The sequence below is a fragment of the Flavobacterium sp. ARAG 55.4 genome (genome assembly GCF_051846875.1).
Taxonomy (GTDB): domain Bacteria; phylum Bacteroidota; class Bacteroidia; order Flavobacteriales; family Flavobacteriaceae; genus Flavobacterium; species Flavobacterium plantiphilum.
The window spans coordinates 205,214-222,437 of record NZ_JBPYCT010000002.1; the positions used below are offsets into that span (position 1 = coordinate 205,214).

Genomic DNA, 17,224 nt, shown 5'->3' on the forward strand with positions numbered 1-17,224 from the left:
GAATTTTTCTTTCGATGATCGTAGTGATAATTGTTGCTTCAATTTTATTGGCTTCTATTTCGATAATCCAATTTAAAAATGAGGCTAAAGAATACCATAAAGAACGTTTAGAGCGCAAGGAAAATGCCGTTCGGGAACATATTAATTATGTGCTTTCTACCACTACTTATCCGCTGACGACTGAAAACTTAGATTTAATTTTTAAGGACAGAATTCACGAAATTGCACATATTCACAATAGTGAAATTAATATTTATGACCTAAATGGAAAGTTATTAAAGTCCTCAAAGGAATCTTTTTCAGTAGATAAAGTCGCACCGCCTATTCCTAAATATATTTTAAAACTGGTGCGTTCTTCGATTGAAAAACGCTATGTAGATATAAAAACCATTAACGGAATTAAAAACCGCTCCTCTTTTACACAAATTAAGGATGATAAATTCAAACCGCTGGGAGTTTTAAATTTGCCTTATCAGGAAGACGATGGTTTTTATCAAAAAGAACTCAATAATTTTCTTATCCGTTTAGGGCAGGTTTATTCTTTTATGCTGATAGTGGCTTTTGCTTTGGCCTATTTTCTTTCTTCGTATATAACGAAATCTTTAAAAACCATTTCTGATAAGTTAAATGAAACCCGACTGAATCAGAAAAACGAAAAAATCCTTCTTTCGGCCAGCAGTAAAGAAATCAATTTACTAATTCGCGGTTACAATCAAATGGTTGATGAATTAGAAAAAAGTGCTATTAAACTGGCGCAAAGCGAAAGGGAAGAAGCCTGGCGCGAGATGGCCAAACAAGTGGCGCACGAGATTAAAAATCCATTAACGCCCATGCGATTAACGGTGCAAAGTTTTCAAAGAAGATTTAATCCGGATGATCCGGATATCAAACAGAAAATGCATGATTATTCAGAAACATTAATTCAGCAAATTGATACGATGAATTCAGTAGCTTCGGCATTTTCTAATTTTGCTTCCATGCCGGCACAGCAAAATGAAACGTTGAATGTGGTAGAAGTAGTCGAATTAGCCTTAGATATCTTTAATGAAAATCATATTGTTTTTGAAAGTGATGCTCCCGAAATAATTTCGAAGATAGACAGGACGCAATTGATACGAATTATTACTAACTTAGTAAAAAATGCCATTCAGTCCATTCCGGAGCAACAAGAACATAAAACGGTATCTGTTTCAGTAAAAAAAGAAGAAGAAAATGTCCTGATTATTGTTCAGGATAATGGAATAGGAATTAAAACTGAAGATGTCAATCGTATATTTGAACCTAAGTTTACCACTAAAAGTAGTGGAATGGGACTGGGATTAGGAATTATAAAGAATATTATCGAAAATTATAAAGGCAGCATCAGCTTTGATACTGAATACGGAAACGGAACCCGTTTTACCGTTTCACTTCCCATTATTAACTCTTAAAATCAATACAATGAGCTACAAAAATATTTTGATTACAAAAGAGCAGACTATTGCAACGGTTACTATTAATCGTCCGCAAAAATTAAATGCCTTAAATAAAAGTACCATTCAGGAACTGCATCAGGCTTTTTCTGCTTTGGAACAAAATCCTGATATAAAGGCTGTGATTTTAACAGGTAGTGGAGAAAAAGCCTTTGTTGCCGGAGCAGATATTGCTGAATTTGCTGATTTTTCAATCGAGGAAGGCATACAATTATCGGCTCAGGGTCAGGATATCTTATTCAATTTCGTTGAAAATTTACGAGTACCGGTAATTGCAGCTCTTAATGGATTTGCCCTTGGCGGCGGATTAGAACTGGCGATGGCCTGCCATATTCGCGTAGCCGCTGATACTGCTAAAATGGGGCTTCCGGAAGTTTCGTTAGGCGTAATTCCAGGTTATGGAGGAACACAGCGTTTGCCACAATTAATAGGCAAAGGACGCGCCATGGAAATGATTCTTACCGCAGCTATGATTTCAGCAGAGGAAGCTTACAGAATGGGTTTAGTGAATCATGTAGTTGCACAGCAGGAATTATTAGCATATTGTCATGAGATTGCTCAAAAGATTATTAAAAACTCCCCATCGGCAATTAGTATGGCGATGACTGCTATAAATGCCAGTTACAAAGAAGGAGAAAATGGTTTTGAAACCGAAATAAAATCCTTTGGACGGTGTTTTGGAACCGTCGATTTTAAAGAAGGTACTCAGGCCTTTATTGAAAAAAGAAAAGCCGTTTTTACGGGAGAATAAAAAAGTATTCAGCATTCAGTATTCAATCCTAAAGTTTCAGTCTGCCAACTTGAATTTTATTTGAATATTATATTATTATATTTTTTTGATATTCTAATATCAAAATATTATATTTTTTTGATATTAGAATATCAAAATATTATATTTGTATTCTAATATTAATGCGAAAGATGATAATCAGAAGCCCGCAAACTGAAATTGACAGTTATCTTTTTAAAGGAAAAGCGATATTGGTATTTGGCGCAAGACAAGTAGGTAAGACCTCTTTGATAAAAAAGACAATCAAAGGACAATCGTTTTTGTGGTTTAATGGAGACGAACCCGACGTCCAGATTTTGTTAGAAAATATTACTACCGACAGATTGAAAGCCTTAATTGGCGAAAAAAAAATCATAGTAATTGACGAAGCTCAGATGATTCACAATATTGGTTTACTTATCAAGCGAATGGTAGATAATTATCCCGAAATACAAGTCATTGCCTCTGGAAGCAGTGCTTTTGAATTGGCTGACAGAACTAAGGAATCGATGGTGGGAAGAAAAGAAGAATTGCAACTTTTTCCTTTGAGTTATGGCGAAATGGTTAAGCATTCTAATTTTGTTGAGGAAACACGCTTAGTTCCGCACCGTTTAGTCTTTGGTTATTATCCTGAAGTGGTTACCAGTGTTGGTAAAGAAGAAAAAATTCTGAATGATCTGGTTGAAGGTTTTCTTTATAAAGATATTCTGAACCTGGAGGGTATAAAAAAATCGGCAACTTTACAAAGATTAGTTCAGATGTTAGCCTATCGCATTGGTAGCGAAGTCAATTCGAATGCACTTTCTAATGATTTGGGGGTAAATCGATTAACTGTTGAGAAATACATTGATATTCTGGAGAAAAATTTTATAGTTTTTAGTTTAACTGCTTTTAGTAGAAATCAGGATAATGAACTTAAAAAAGGTAGAAAAGTATATTTTTGGGATAACGGTTTGCGCAATCGAATTATCAAAAATTTTAATCCTATAGAACTTCGTGATGATGTTGGTGCGTTATGGGAAAACTTTGTTATTAGCGAGAGGAAGAAAAAATTGGCTTATGAAAATCAATTTAAAGACACTTATTTCTGGAGAAATACACAACAGGCAGAAATCGATTATTTAGAAGTAAAAAATACTGAAATTGAAGCTTTTGAAATCAAATACAACCCCAATCAAAAAGTGCGATTTACAAAGTCATTTACAGAAAAGTACCATCCCAAAACTACTCAGGTAATTCACAAAGAAAATTTTTGGGATTATTTATTGTAAACTAAAAAGCAATTTAACTTAGAACTTTATTTTAAACAAAAGATAAAACATGTCATACGAGCCTATATTTGCCCTTTTTTGGGAAAGAGTAAAACAAAGTATTGAAGATAAAACTTTTGCTAAATTAACCTTAGCAAAAACCATTGGCGATACCGAATTAAAGAATATATATGTTCGTCCTGTTCTACTGGAGAATGATGTGTTTAGTCTTTCCGTTATTGCCCGTTATAAAACCGAAGAAATTGAGAGTTTCCACAGTTTAGACGAAGCGTATCCAATACTAGCTTCCTACATGAATAAACCGTTTTTAACTGCTCTTTTGTTCACTACTGAAAATGATGTATATTTTAAGTTGAATAAAAAAAGAGTAGGTACAATCACTGAGCAAGCCCCAACTTTTAAAAGTGCTTCGGATGTGATTCTGGAAATGAAAGAAAAAGGGATTTGAGTTTAATTAAATAGCAAAGCCACTCAGAAAATGAGCGGCTTTGCTGCTTATCAGGGATGGTTAAAGACTATCAAACTTTAACCTAAAGGAATTAGTTCCATCCTCCACCTAATGATTTGTACATATTTACCTTAGCGGATAATTGCTCTTGTTTGGTTTCCACCAATTGTAGTTTTGATTCCAAAGCATCACGTTGGGTTAGTAAAACTTCCATATAATCGGCTCTGGCCGCACTGAAAAGTTTATTGGTGATTTCGATAGAATTAGTCAAAGCTTCCACCTGATGCTCTTTTTGTTCGTAGCTTTTCTTTAAATTTTCAATTTTAGATAAACCATTTAGTACTTCGATATGTGCATTCAAAATGGTTTTTTCATAATCAAAAACGGCTTGTAATTGCTTGTCGTTAGCATTATAATAAGCTGCTTTGATAGCATTTCTGTTAATTAAAGGCGCTACCATATCTCCGGCTAAACCATACAATAAAGATTCAGGAGTTGTCGTAATATATTTTGTTTTGAAAGATTCTAAACCTACACCAGCCCTTAACGTAAAAGACGGATAAAAATTTGCTTTAGCAACCTGTGTATCCAGTTTGGCCGCTTGCAATTCATATTCCGCCTGTCTGATATCAGGACGATTAGTTAAGAGCTGTGAAGGTATACCTACGTACATGGTATCTATTTTTTGATCAATAAAAGTATCAGAATCACGATTAATGTGCTGTGGTGAACGACCCACTAAGAAATTCAATTTATTCTCCGTTTCAACAATATCTTGTTTTACATTGTACAATTCACTGGTGTTTTTATACACTTCAGCTTCCAGTCTTTGTACTCCAAGTGCTGTTGCTTTAGCTGCCTGCATTTGTAAACGAATGGTTTTTAAACCGTGATTTTGCAATTCTAAATTTTGGGAAAGAATGGTCAGTTTATTGTCTAATGCCTGTAATTCATAATACGAATCAGCAATTTCAGCAATTAAATTAGTGACCATGAAATTTTTGCCTTCTACAGTAGAAAGGTATTCCATTGCTGCCGCTTTTTTAGAATTGCGGAGTTTTTTCCACACATCCAGTTCCCAGGTGGCATAGGCACCTACCTTATAATTTTGTAAAGGTTCCGGAAACTCTTCTCCGGGTTTAATATCCGTATTAGCATCATTAGCACCCTGACTGGTATAACGTCCCACTTTTTCTACTTCTGCAGCTGCCTGAATCCCTAAAAAGGGTAAGTATTCTCCTTTTCTGGCCTGTATTTCGTTTTTAGCCATATCTACCTGTTGCAGCATAATATTCAACTCCTGATTGTTCACTAAAGCGGTATCAATCAATGCTGTTAAATTAGGGTCATTAAAGAACTCCTTCCATTTCATTTGAGCTGAATTGGTCGTATCATTTGAAACCGTGTTTTGAAATTGCTCCGGCAAATCCTTTTTTTCGTTACGAACAGTTTTTGTTGGCACACAGCTTTGAAAAACGATGATGGATAAGGTCAGTGTTAATACTGCCCGTATGTTTATGTATTTGAAAATTGCTTTATTCATTTTCTTCGTCTCTTTTCATTAGTTTTTTTAATTGTTTGTTCATTGCTCTAAGCTTTAATTTGAGAGCACTTTCGTTTTCACTGGCTCTCATGAACTCTTCTGATACGGGTTCGAAAGTTTCGTCTTGTATCAGACTGCGACCGTCACTCATTTTAGCAAATGTGTAATACAATCCCGGAATAATAAATACGCCAAAGAGCGTTCCGATGATCATTCCTCCCATGGCAGAACCACCAATAGTGCGGTTACCAATTGCTCCGGCACCAGTAGCAATAACTAATGGAATTAGTCCCGCAATAAAGGCAAAGGATGTCATCAGAATAGGTCTGAAACGTAATTTAGCTCCTTCCATAGCGGCATCTACAACACTCATGCCTTGTGCCCGCTTCTGGACGGCAACTTCTACAATCAGTACGGCATTTTTACCCAGAAGTCCAATAAGCATGATGACACCAATTTGAGCATAAACATCATTAGATAATCCCATTAGCTGCAATAATGCAAAAGATCCAAAGAAACCAACAGGTAACGATAGTAATACGGCCAAAGGCAATACAAAACTTTCGTATTGAGCGGCTAAAACGAGGTAAACGAATATTAATACAATTCCAAATACGTACAGCGCATCATTTCCTCTGTTAGCTTCGTCATAAGACAATCCTTCCCAGGCAATATCATAACCGCGTGGAAGCTTGTATTGTGCCACTTCTTTAATCGCATTAATCGCATCAGCACTAGTGTAACCTTTAGCCGGTAATCCACGAATTGCTGCCGAATTGTACAGGTTGTAGCGTGTTATTTCATTAGGACCTAAATGTTTTTCTACTTTCATAAAAGCAGAATAAGGAACCATTTCGCCCGCTTCATTTTTTACATATAATTTCTCTAAATCAGAAGGGATTTTTCGATATTCAGGAGAAGCTTGTGTATATACTTTAAAGAACTGACCAAATTTGATAAATCCTTGTTCGTAAGTACTTCCGATAAGGATATTCAGATTGTCCATAGCTTTTCCTATAGAAACCCCTTTTTGCATCGCTGCTTTATTGTCAATATTTAATTTAAGCTGTGGATAATTGGCAGAATAAAAAGTAAAAACTCCTGTTAGCTCTTTTCGTTTTTCTAATTCAGCCAGAAAATCGTTGTTTACTCTTTGGAATTCCTGATAATCGGTTCCGTTTGTTTTATCCAGCAAACGTAAAGAAAACCCTCCTGAAGAACCGAATCCAGGTACTGCCGGTGGCTCAAAATATTCGATAACAGCTCCTAAATTTTTGGATTTTTCTTCTAATTCTTCCATGATTTCATGTACGGAATGTTCTCTTTCCTCCCAGGGTTTCAGGTTGATTAAACAGGTTCCGGCATTCGATCCACGACCTTCAGTCATAATTTCGTAACCTGCTAAAGAAGATACAGATGATACGCCATCAATTTTTTCACAAATGCCTTGTAGTTTTTTTGCAACATCATTAGTGCGTTCTAATGTTGTGCCTGGCGGTGTCTGAATGATAGCATATATCATTCCCTGATCTTCACTGGGAATAAAACCGGCAGGAAGTGCCTGATTAGTAAAATAGGTAGCAAAGCAAAATCCAATTAGAATCCCAAAAGTAATGACTCTTCGGTTAACAATATGTTTTAAAATACCCACATAATGTCCTGTCAATTTTTCAAATCCTTTGTTGAACCAATCGATAAAGCGATCGATAGGAGATTTTTTCTTAGCATGCCCATGATTGTGCTTAAGCAACATCGCACAAAGTACAGGAGTCAATGTCAGCGCAACTACAGCTGAAATAATAATCGAACCCGCCATAGTGATAGAAAACTGACGGTAGAATACTCCTACCGGTCCTGTCATAAAGGAGATAGGAATAAATACAGAAACCATTACTAACGTGATTGCAATAATAGCTCCTCCAATTTCACCTAAAACCGCTTTAGAAGCCTTAAATGGTGTGAGATGTTCTTCCTCCATTTTTACATGGACTGCTTCTACCACTACAATCGCATCATCGACAACAATACCAATGGCCAGTACCAAGGCAAATAAAGTAATCAGGTTGATGGATAAACCAAATAGTTGCATCACAAAAAAAGCTCCGATTAAGGATACAGGTACTGCGATTACCGGAATAAGTGTGGAGCGCCAGTCACCTAAAAACAAAAAGACTACAATAGATACTAAGACAAAAGCATCTCTAAGAGTGTCTATTACCTGTTCAATAGATGCATCTAAGAAACTGGATACATCATAACTGATTTTATAGCCCACTCCGGGAGGAAGGTCTTTCTCTAATTCCTTTAATTTGCTTTTTACATCCCTGATTACATCGCTACCATTGGTTCCAAGTGTTTGTTTTAATACAATCGAAGCCGATGGTTTACCATCCAGATTATCGTAGATATCATAAAATTCGCTTCCTAATTCTACATTAGCAATATCACCTAGTTTTATTTCTTCACCATTCGCATTTGCCCGTATTATTACGTCTTTATATTCCTGAGGCTCACTAAATCGGTCTCTGTAAGTTAATACATATTCAAGCGATTGTGATTTTACTCCTGAACTTTGTCCTATTCTTCCTGGTCTTGCTAAGATGCTTTGTTCCTGCATTGCTTCCATTACTTCTTCTGCAGAAATATTATACGCACGCATTCTGTCTGGTTTTAACCAAATACGCATGGCATATTTACGGCTTCCCAAAATCTGTGCACTGGCAATTCCGTTAATACGCTGTATTTCGCGAAGCATATTCGTATACGCATAATTGTAAAGGAATTTCTCATCTACATCGTGCCCTTTTTTGCTGAATAAATCTACATACATCAACATACTTGGCTGAACTGGTGTAATGATAACTCCTTCACGTTGTACCAAATCCGGTAATAAAGGCATTACCTGATCGACTCTGGTTTTTACCCTGATTACCGCGACGTTGGGATCGGTTCCAGGTTCAAAAATTATACGAATGGTTCCTTCTCCGGCACTGGTTGCATCGGAAGCAATATAGCGCATTCCGGGTACACCATTAATGGCTGTTTCCAGTGGGATTAAAGTTGATTTTACCAATACATCTGAACTTGAGCCCGGATAAGCTATAAAAATATTAACGGTAGTTGGAGCAATTTCAGGAAACTGCGAAATGGGTAATTGTTTGATAGCAAGCAACCCCATAAATACAATAATAACCGAAATAACAATTGCTAAAACGGGTCTTTGAATAAATTTTTTAAACATTTTGTTGTTTTTTAAGGGGGTTTTTACTCGGCGTAAACATCAAGGTTTGCTAGTACCTTTTTAGGATTTTCAATGTTGAATTTGACTTTTTCATTGTTTTTAACCAATCGTAAACCATCCAGTAAAATATGGTCATTTACATTAAGTCCTTTTTTCACTACAAACAAATTTTCTAAAGTGGCACCAATAGTAATTTCTCTTTGTCTGACTACACCATTTTTATCAATTACAAAAACATAGCGTTTGTCTAATACTTCAAAAGTTGTTTTTTGCGGAATGATAAGTACGTTTTTTAAAGGAACAGTCATTAGTATCGTTCCTGTTTCACCATGTCTTAAAATACTTTGCGGATTAGGAAATGCAGCTCTGAAAGCAATATTACCCGTTTCATTATTGAATTCTCCTTCAATGGTTTCTACAATACCGGATTGATTGAATTGCATGTTATTAGCCATGCGTAAATTCACTTTTTCTTTCTTGTTTTTATCAGCACTTACAATATAATTCAGGTATTCTGCTTCAGGAACGTTAAAGTAAACCCACATTTTACTGTTGTCAGAAAGAGTAGTAAGCAATTCTCCTTCATCGAGCATACTTCCTTCTCTTACATGAAAATGATCAATGACTCCGTCAAAAGGAGCTTTAATAGTGGTAAATCCCAGATGCGTCTGAGCAAGAGCGATTTCAGCATTGGCTCTGTCAAATTTAGCTTTGGAAAGTGCTAATTCATTCGAAGATACTACTTTGCTGTCAGCCAGAAGTTTGGTGTTTTTATATTCAATTGAAGCAGCATTACCTTCTGCTTTTGCTTTTTGCAGTTCGGCCTGATAAATGTTTGGCATGATTTGGAACATGAGTTGCCCTTTTCTAACTTTTTGTCCCTCATCAATATTTATTTTTTGAAGGTAACCTTTTTCCATTGCACGAAGTTCGATATGACGAATAGAATGTATCTGACAAACATATTCTTTAACAATCGAAGTATCCATTGCCACCGGATTAGTTACTGTAAATGTCCTTTCTTCTTTCTTTTCTTCTTTATGTGAATTGCAGCCAATAGTGCACAAAGCGGCCATTAGACCAATGAAAATTGCGTTTTTTTTCATGATGATTCTTTAACTTTTTAAAACAATAAGGTATGTTGATTTGTATAAGCTGTAAAATGAGCCACAGCATAGTTTCCCAGACTTACTAGCGTAAGAAAAGGATGTGTTGCACAGTAGTGTGCTTAAAAAGTTAAATTATCATATTCGAAAAACTTCGAATATAATGTAAAGAGGATTACGTAAAGGGAAGTAAAACAGATTTTTAGGAAAATCTGAAGCTTTTTTTAAATAGGATACAGTAGATTCTGCTATTTGCTGTCTGAAAAAAGAAGAACAGGAAATCGATTTGTTTAATAGTTTTTTATAACTAATAATTTCAGAATCTTCTTCTTCATTGTCTACAACAATTTCTTTCTTGCTGTAAAGGTCTTTTACCGGATTAGCCAGATTGAACTGATTTCCAAACAGATGTTCTGATGCTATTCTTGTGGGTTTGTCTAAAGGAATTTTTTTAATTACAGAAGTCGCAAGAAGGGGAGCTGTCAGTGTTTGAGCAAACAAAGGACTGTTGCCGGATAACAGCAGTATACATAGAAGGATAATATGTCTTATTGCCTTTTTCATGAATGCTGCAAAGCTATATTTTGTAATGTATACTGGCAAGTAGTTGTTTATAAATATTTGTTAATTAAAGGTAAAAGCAATAAAAAAACCGATTAAATGCAATTTTTTAGTGGATAAATGCAACATTTTTCTCAAAAGAATGAGAAAAATAGTAAAGCTTATTTTTCTCCATCCCATTCTGCATAAAACTGTGCTAAGAAATTTTCCATAAAATGATGTCTTTCTTTTGCTATTTTTTTTCCGGTTTCTGTATTCATTTTGTCTTTCAGTAACAGTAATTTTTCATAAAAATGATTGAGTGTTGGCGCCTGACTTTTTTTATATTCTTCAATAGTCATATTAGTATTGGGTGCAATTTCAGGATTATAGAGTGCCCTGTTTTTAAAACCACCATAATTGAAGGCTCTGGCAATTCCAATGGCTCCAATCGCATCTAAACGATCTGCATCCTGAACGATATCCAATTCAATTGATTTGAATTTTTTTTCAAAATTCCCGCCTTTAAATGAAATATTTCTAATAATTTCTATTACATGAATAATTACATCTTCGATAACATTTTGAGATTCTAAAAAAGTTCGGGCCACTTTAGGACCAACAGATTCATCGCCGCCGTGAAATTTACTGTCAGCAATATCATGAAGCAAAGCACTTAATTGTACTACTTGCAGGTCACAAACTTCTTCTTTAGCAATTAAAAGTGCATTTTTATAGACTCTTTCAATATGAAACCAGTCATGCCCGCCTTCGGCATTTTCTAATTGTTTTTTTACAAATGCAATTGTTTTGCTAATAATATCTGTGTTGTTCATGATTATTGTTTAAAAAAAATGTTGATTCTCAAAGCTTTTAAACTTCAAAAATCAACATTTTAAATTAACTAATTGTATTTTTATTCAATTTCAATTTCTAAAAATCGGCATTCTAACATCTGAAATCTATCATCTATAATCTCGCCGGTTCTACCCATTTGAAAATATGTGATTCTTTAGGGATTACTATTCTTTCCGAAATTCGGGCCATTCTGGCAGGTAATTTCATCAGGTAATCACGGGCTTTTTCAGCTTCGTCTGTTAAGCCTGCAATTTTATCAATTTCCCATTTATCGATTAATTTTTGCATAATTTCAACATAATCATTAGCTGTATACACCCCAATACGTTGCGCTGAATCAGAAAATAATTCAAATGCAGAACTTATTTTTTGTCCTGATTCTCTAAGGAAATGGGCTGGCATCACAATTTTTGCCTTCATCATGTATTGAAAAGCAAGCATCATCTCGCTTGGATCTACTTTGAAAATTTCGCTTACAAAATGACTGTAGGCATGATGATGGCGCATTTCATCTCCGGCAATCATTTTACACATTTTAGACAATTTCTTGTCGCCATAGCTTTTTGCTAGTTGTGAAACTCTGTTGTGCGAAACATAGGTAGCTAACTCCTGAAAACTTGTGTAAACAAAGTTTTTATAAGGATCTCTTCCGGTACCAATATCAAATCCGTCATTGATAAGGTGCTGGGTTGTCATTTCGATTTCACGCATGTTTACACGACCTGATAAATACAGGTATTTGTTCAGTAAATCCCCATGACGATTTTCTTCACCTGTCCATTGGCGTACCCAGGCTGACCAGCCGTTTCTTTCTTCATTATCAACTCCTTCTACTTCCATCAGCCAATTCTCATAGGTAGGAAGCGCTTCTTCGGTAATCATATCACCTACCATAGCTACCCAGAAATCATAAGGTAAATCTTTAGAGATTTCGCGTAACTCTTTTACTTCTTCTAAGAAATTATCTCCTTCAGAATTAGGTAAAAAATCCGATGGCTGCCATATTTGCTCTACCGGAATCAGATACTGATCCATATAGCCAGTCACGTTTTTTTCCAAAAACTGCATAACTTCTAATCGAATGTTTTTTATAGACATTTTTTATATTTTATTAAATTTTATTCCTTTTACTACTGCACTTTCAGTCTTCTCCATCAATTCAGGAAAATTATATTCACTCACCTTTAAAGGTTTATGAACTACAAAGGTAAGATGATTTCCTAAACCTACAGGGAAAAAACCATATTTTACCATTTTCCATGAGTTATTAATACTTACGGGAACAATATAAGCGGAAGGTGCACTTTTACATAATATTTTCAAACCTGTTTGTGCAAATTCCTTTGGTTTTCCGGTTTTGCTTCGGGTTCCTTCCGGAAAAATTACCGCTGAACGTTTGTTTTTCTCAATGTACTCCGATAATTTTTTAATTTCCGGAATGGCCTGTTTTGGGTCTTTTCTATCTATTAAGGCTCCTCCGCCATGTCTTAAATTATAAGAAACACTGGGAATTCCTTTACCTAATTCTTTCTTACTTACAAATTTACAATGAAACCGTCGCAAGTACCAAATCATGGCTACAATATCATACATACTCTGATGATTAGCAACAAAAATCAATGGCACTCCTTGCGGAATAAGTTCCCTGTTTTCAAATTTATACGTCGTTCCTACTAAGTTAGTACATTTTAATAAAAAAAAGTTCAAATAGTCCACACTTTTTTTATGAGCCTGATAACCAAAAACGTTTAAACAAACCCACTGAATGGGATGAAAAATGACTAATGTAAGTCCAAAACACAAATAATAAATTACGGATATGGGATACGAAATAAGTTTTTGCATTCTTGAAAAAATTAGCTGCAAAAGTATGAAATAATTTTTTAGCGGTATTTAATTCTTAAACATTAATAGGTTTAGTGTTAAATTGTACCTTTGTCGTTTAAAAAAATGTATTTTCCCAGTAAAAAAATGAGTTTTAACTATCCAAAAAACGAAAAATTAAAAAGTAAAATCAGCATTGGATTGTTGTTCTCTGAAGGTAAATCAGTTTCTAAATATCCTTTACGATTGGTTTATCATTCCAGTTCTTTAAACGGGAATGAAAAAATAAAAATGGGTGTTTCGGTTTCTAAAAAATATTTTAAAAAAGCCGTTGACAGAAACCGTTTCAAGCGTATTCTTCGCGAAACCTATCGTCTTAACAAACATATTCTTCTGGATAATTTAGACAAACCTTATGTTTTTATGTTTTTTTATCAAACCAAAGAGCGTTTGTCTTATGAAGAAATCAATACTAAAACCATTCAGTTATTCGAAAAGTTTGTAGCTCAGAATATAAAAAAAGAATCTTCCGACATTGAAGATACTCTAAATAAATAATTAAGTTTTTCGTGTAAATCTCCCATTTTATTATTAGTGATTTATTGCTACTTTAGTAATCTGTAATTTAAAGTACTATGAACTTCTCTTTTAAGAAAAAATACATTATTCCCTTAGTCGCTTCGGCTTTTTTGTTTATCGGTTCCAGTTTTAAAGATGATTTTTTTGAAATTGCCAAGCAATTAGAAATTTTTACGACACTTTTTAAAGAACTGAATACCAATTATGTGGATGAAACGAATCCGGGCGAATTGATGGATAGTGCTATCAAAGGCATGTTGGCGAGTTTAGATCCGTATACGGTGTATTTTAATGAGCAGGATGTACTAAAATTTAAAATTAACAATACAGGAGAATATACCGGAATAGGTGCTTTAATCACCCAAAGATCAGGGAAATTGATTTTGCGGGAAGTCTATAAAAATTTTCCGGCTGATAAAGCGGGATTTAAGCCCGGTGATGAAATTATCCAGATAGGTGATGTGGCTATTGCCGATTTTAAGGATGATGCTTCCCAATTGTTAAAAGGAGCAAAGAATACTAAAATTGATATAAAATACATTCGACAGGGAAAAACAAACACAACCCAGATTTTACTCGATGAGGTCGAAATTAAATCGGTTCCTTTTTACTCCAAAATTGATGATAAAACGGGTTATATTGTGCTGAGCCGTTTTAATAAAAAAGCTTCTAATGAAACAAAAGAAGCTTTATTGGAACTTAAAAAACAAGGTGCTACACAAATCGTGTTGGATTTAAGAAACAATCCCGGCGGACTTTTAGGCGAAGCCATTAACATTTGTAACTTATTTGTTCCAAAAAATGAAATCATTGTAACCACAAAATCTATTAATGAAAAGCATAACAATATTTATAAAACAGCTGCTGATCCGGTAGATTTAGAGATTCCGTTAGTGATCATTGTAAATGATAAAAGTGCTTCGGCGTCCGAAATTGTTTCAGGAGCCTTGCAGGATTTAGATCGTGCTGTGATTATAGGAGGCAGAAGTTTTGGAAAAGGATTGGTTCAAAAACCGGTTGATTTAACCTACAATACTCAATTAAAAGTTACGATCTCCAGATATTTCACTCCTTCAGGAAGATGTATTCAGGCATTAGATTATGCTCATAAAGACAAAAACGGACTGGCAACCCGTACACAGGCGACTAATTATAATTTGTTCAAAACCAGAAAAGGAAGAACGGTTTATGATGGTGGCGGGATTTTACCTGATGTGCCCATGGATGAATCAAAAACCAGCGTGATTGCGAATGCTTTGCTTAAAAACGATGGGATTTTTAATTATGCTACTGCTTATTATTATAAAAATCCAAATTTAGGAAATCAAATTCCAAATTTCACCAATACTGATTTTCAGGATTTCAAACAGTTTTTAAAAAATCAAAAAATCTCATTTGGTACAGAAACCGAAGAATCTTTAAAAAATACTTTGGCAATAGCCAAAAAAGAAGCTATTGATGGTGCAATTATAAATGAGTACAATCAATTATTAGCTGCAGTACAAAAAAGTGAAGCAAATCAGCTGGACAATAATCAGGAAGAAATTAAGAATTTGATTCTGGAAGAAATCATCAAGCGCTATCAATATCAGGAGGGTTTTTATCAGTATTACATGAAATCGAATTCTGTAATTAAAAAAGCAGTTACTATTTTAGACAACCCCGTGACTTATAAAACAATTTTAAAAAGCTGATGTTAAAATCAATTCTGATATTTTCTTTTTTTACTTGGAGTACAATATGCGCTCAGGAGAAAAAAATAGGAACCGTTTATTTTGAATTTGATAAGTATGCTGTTGATACCGTTCAGGAACAGAATGTAGTAGCCTTTGTTCATGATTTAGATACCACTGAGGTAGAATCGATTCAGATTTATGGATATTGTGATGATCGGGGCAATAATGATTATAATTTGAAATTATCTGAAAACAGAGTCAATGCTGTAAAAAGTGTTTTGGTTGCCAATGGTTTTAATAAGAACAAAATTGTTATTGTTGAAGGTAAAGGCCGTATCCTTATTGATGATTTTTCAGGCGGAAGTTTAACGGATATTCGTTCTAAAAACAGAAGAGTTGATTTGTTAATTGTTAAGAAAAACAGTTTTGGAAAAGGAATCTATACTTCTTTTCAGGACAGGCATGAAATAGGAGACCGTATTTATCTGGAAAATATCTTTTTTGAGCTAGGGAGCAGTACCCTTACATTAGCTTCCAGAAAAGAACTTGACAGAATAGCTGTGATTCTGCAGGAAAGAAAGAGTATAGAATTTGAAATTCGGGGTCATGTGTGTTGTACTCCTGATTATTATAAAGATGCAATAGACAGGGCAACAAAGGAAAGAAAACTCTCCTTGAACCGTGCCAAAAGTGTTTTTAAATATTTGATTTCTAAAAATGTGAGCAGTTTAAGGATGGTTTACAAAGGTTTGGGAAATCAGTTTCCTTTAGGAAAAGGAGATGAATTTGACCGTAGGGTCGAGTTTTATATTACGAAAATTTAGTTTTTACTTAGAAAACATAGCCATGATTTTGGATGCTTCAGAAACCGGTTTTTTATTGATTTCTACAGATTTTATTATAGCTTCCAGTTCCAGCATCAAATCTCTTTTTTCTTTTGAAGGAGAGTAACAAAAACCTTCTAAAACCAGTATGCGATTATTCTCTTTATCTACAATGGCATAATTAATAAAGGGTCCCGACATGAAATCGTTTTTTAATTCCCAGGTTCCTTTAGTTTCGTATGCTTTAGTATGGTTGAGTACAATATTTGAAAAATAAGGAGCATAAGCTTCTTCGGTAATCATATTCGTGTTTTGTTCTCTGCCATGAATGTACAATTTTCCAATAGAATCCCGCATTGTGATAATTTGGGAAACCTTATCTCTTTTGGTTTCAATACTGCTTATAGGAACCTGATAAAGTAAAATGCTGGTATTGCCACTGATAATTTCTTTTTTAAACCACATGAAATTCTTTTTTTTCAGCATCAATTGATAGCTGGATGGCATTTCAAAGTGGATATTGAAACTGTCTTTGAAAAATTTTGGGCTTAATAATGATTTTCGGTTGATACGCTGACATTCTTCAATCTCTGTCTGGTGGATGATTTTAATGATTTCAGGGGTGTTTTTTTGAATCAGACACAGGATATCATCTGCTACTTTTCCTGAGATATAAAATATGTTCTGAGGTGTGGCAATTTTGTTTTTTTCTGCTTTAAAATATTCTTTAGCATCTTTTTTAATAACAATAATATTGCGGCTGTCCGTCATAAATCCTTCCATTAATTTTACAGGATACTGATTAATGGTAAAAAGAGGTTCTTCCTGAGGTAAACCAATAACGGGAGATGCAAATTTATTTCTGATGCTGTCGCCAATTTCAGCATTCCACAACAAATCGTCTATAATCACAGAAATGCTGTTGATTTTTCCATTAGTTTCTTTAGTACTTTCATTTTGCTGATTGCAGGAAATGAAAAAAACGGAAACAAAAAACACTATACAATGGATTTTATTCATTTTGTTTACTATAATGGAATTCAGATTTATAATTGGATCGTTTTTAATACTAT

15 protein-coding genes are annotated in these 17,224 nt (G+C 34.5%); 7 read left to right on the forward strand and 8 right to left on the reverse strand.

Annotation, left to right across the window (positions count from 1 at the left end):
* Positions 1–14 precede the first annotated feature (14 nt).
* The 4 genes from ACSV4D_RS03165 (at position 15) to ACSV4D_RS03180 (ending at position 3,960) form a co-directional block, all read left to right on the forward strand.
* Positions 15–1,430, forward strand: coding sequence for a sensor histidine kinase (locus tag ACSV4D_RS03165; protein WP_408080750.1), 1,416 nt, complete (start codon positions 15–17; stop codon positions 1,428–1,430).
* A 10-nt stretch (positions 1,431–1,440) separates the two neighbouring features.
* A complete protein-coding gene (locus tag ACSV4D_RS03170; protein ID WP_408080423.1) occupies positions 1,441–2,223 on the forward strand; it encodes an enoyl-CoA hydratase/isomerase family protein in 783 nt (260 codons plus the stop codon).
* A gap of 170 nt (positions 2,224–2,393) precedes the next feature.
* Complete coding sequence (locus tag ACSV4D_RS03175; protein ID WP_439227109.1) at positions 2,394–3,512, forward strand: ATP-binding protein; 1,119 nt, start codon at positions 2,394–2,396, stop codon at positions 3,510–3,512.
* A gap of 49 nt (positions 3,513–3,561) precedes the next feature.
* Positions 3,562–3,960 (forward strand): hypothetical protein, encoded by a 399-nt coding sequence (locus ACSV4D_RS03180; protein ID WP_439227110.1) that lies wholly within the window; start codon positions 3,562–3,564, stop codon positions 3,958–3,960.
* A 91-nt stretch (positions 3,961–4,051) separates the two neighbouring features.
* On the opposite strand, the gene ACSV4D_RS03185 is transcribed toward ACSV4D_RS03180, so the two are convergent.
* The 7 genes from ACSV4D_RS03185 to ACSV4D_RS03215 all read right to left on the reverse strand — a co-directional run bounded on the left by ACSV4D_RS03185 (position 4,052) and on the right by ACSV4D_RS03215 (position 13,093).
* Positions 4,052–5,503, reverse strand: coding sequence for a TolC family protein (locus ACSV4D_RS03185; protein ID WP_439227111.1), 1,452 nt, complete (start codon positions 5,501–5,503; stop codon positions 4,052–4,054).
* Positions 5,496–8,744: an efflux RND transporter permease subunit gene (locus ACSV4D_RS03190; RefSeq protein ID WP_439227112.1), complete on the reverse strand. Its 3,249-nt coding sequence runs from the start codon at positions 8,742–8,744 to the stop codon at positions 5,496–5,498. Before ACSV4D_RS03190 ends, ACSV4D_RS03185 begins: the two co-directional genes overlap by 8 nt.
* A 23-nt stretch (positions 8,745–8,767) precedes the next feature.
* Positions 8,768–9,850 (reverse strand): efflux RND transporter periplasmic adaptor subunit, encoded by a 1,083-nt coding sequence (locus ACSV4D_RS03195; protein WP_439227113.1) that lies wholly within the window; start codon positions 9,848–9,850, stop codon positions 8,768–8,770.
* 138 nt (positions 9,851–9,988) lie between these two features.
* On the reverse strand, positions 9,989–10,414 hold the full coding sequence (locus tag ACSV4D_RS03200; RefSeq protein WP_439227114.1) for a hypothetical protein: 426 nt from the start codon (positions 10,412–10,414) through the stop codon (positions 9,989–9,991).
* A 158-nt stretch (positions 10,415–10,572) separates the two neighbouring features.
* Positions 10,573–11,226 carry an HD domain-containing protein gene (locus tag ACSV4D_RS03205; RefSeq protein WP_439227115.1) on the reverse strand — a complete coding sequence of 218 codons (654 nt, stop codon included), beginning with the start codon at positions 11,224–11,226 and terminating at the stop codon, positions 10,573–10,575.
* A 133-nt stretch (positions 11,227–11,359) separates the two neighbouring features.
* Entirely contained in the window at positions 11,360–12,346 is a 987-nt protein-coding gene (locus ACSV4D_RS03210; protein WP_408080439.1) for an acyl-ACP desaturase, read from the reverse strand.
* A gap of 3 nt (positions 12,347–12,349) precedes the next feature.
* Positions 12,350–13,093, reverse strand: coding sequence for a lysophospholipid acyltransferase family protein (locus ACSV4D_RS03215; protein ID WP_408080441.1), 744 nt, complete (start codon positions 13,091–13,093; stop codon positions 12,350–12,352).
* Positions 13,094–13,219: 126 nt separating this feature from the next.
* On the opposite strand from ACSV4D_RS03215, the gene rnpA reads away from it, so the two are divergent.
* From rnpA to ACSV4D_RS03230, 3 genes are all read left to right on the forward strand, one after another.
* Positions 13,220–13,630 carry a ribonuclease P protein component gene (rnpA, locus tag ACSV4D_RS03220; protein WP_439227116.1) on the forward strand — a complete coding sequence of 137 codons (411 nt, stop codon included), beginning with the start codon at positions 13,220–13,222 and terminating at the stop codon, positions 13,628–13,630.
* Between the two features lie 77 nt (positions 13,631–13,707).
* Complete coding sequence (locus ACSV4D_RS03225) at positions 13,708–15,345, forward strand: S41 family peptidase (protein ID WP_439227117.1); 1,638 nt, start codon at positions 13,708–13,710, stop codon at positions 15,343–15,345.
* Entirely contained in the window at positions 15,345–16,151 is an 807-nt protein-coding gene (locus ACSV4D_RS03230; protein ID WP_439227118.1) for an OmpA family protein, read from the forward strand. Before ACSV4D_RS03225 ends, ACSV4D_RS03230 begins: the two co-directional genes overlap by 1 nt.
* A 3-nt stretch (positions 16,152–16,154) precedes the next feature.
* Here ACSV4D_RS03230 and ACSV4D_RS03235 read toward each other — a convergent pair whose 3' ends face one another.
* Positions 16,155–17,171, reverse strand: coding sequence for a DUF4837 family protein (locus tag ACSV4D_RS03235; protein WP_408080449.1), 1,017 nt, complete (start codon positions 17,169–17,171; stop codon positions 16,155–16,157).
* Between the last annotated feature and the right edge of the window lie 53 nt (positions 17,172–17,224).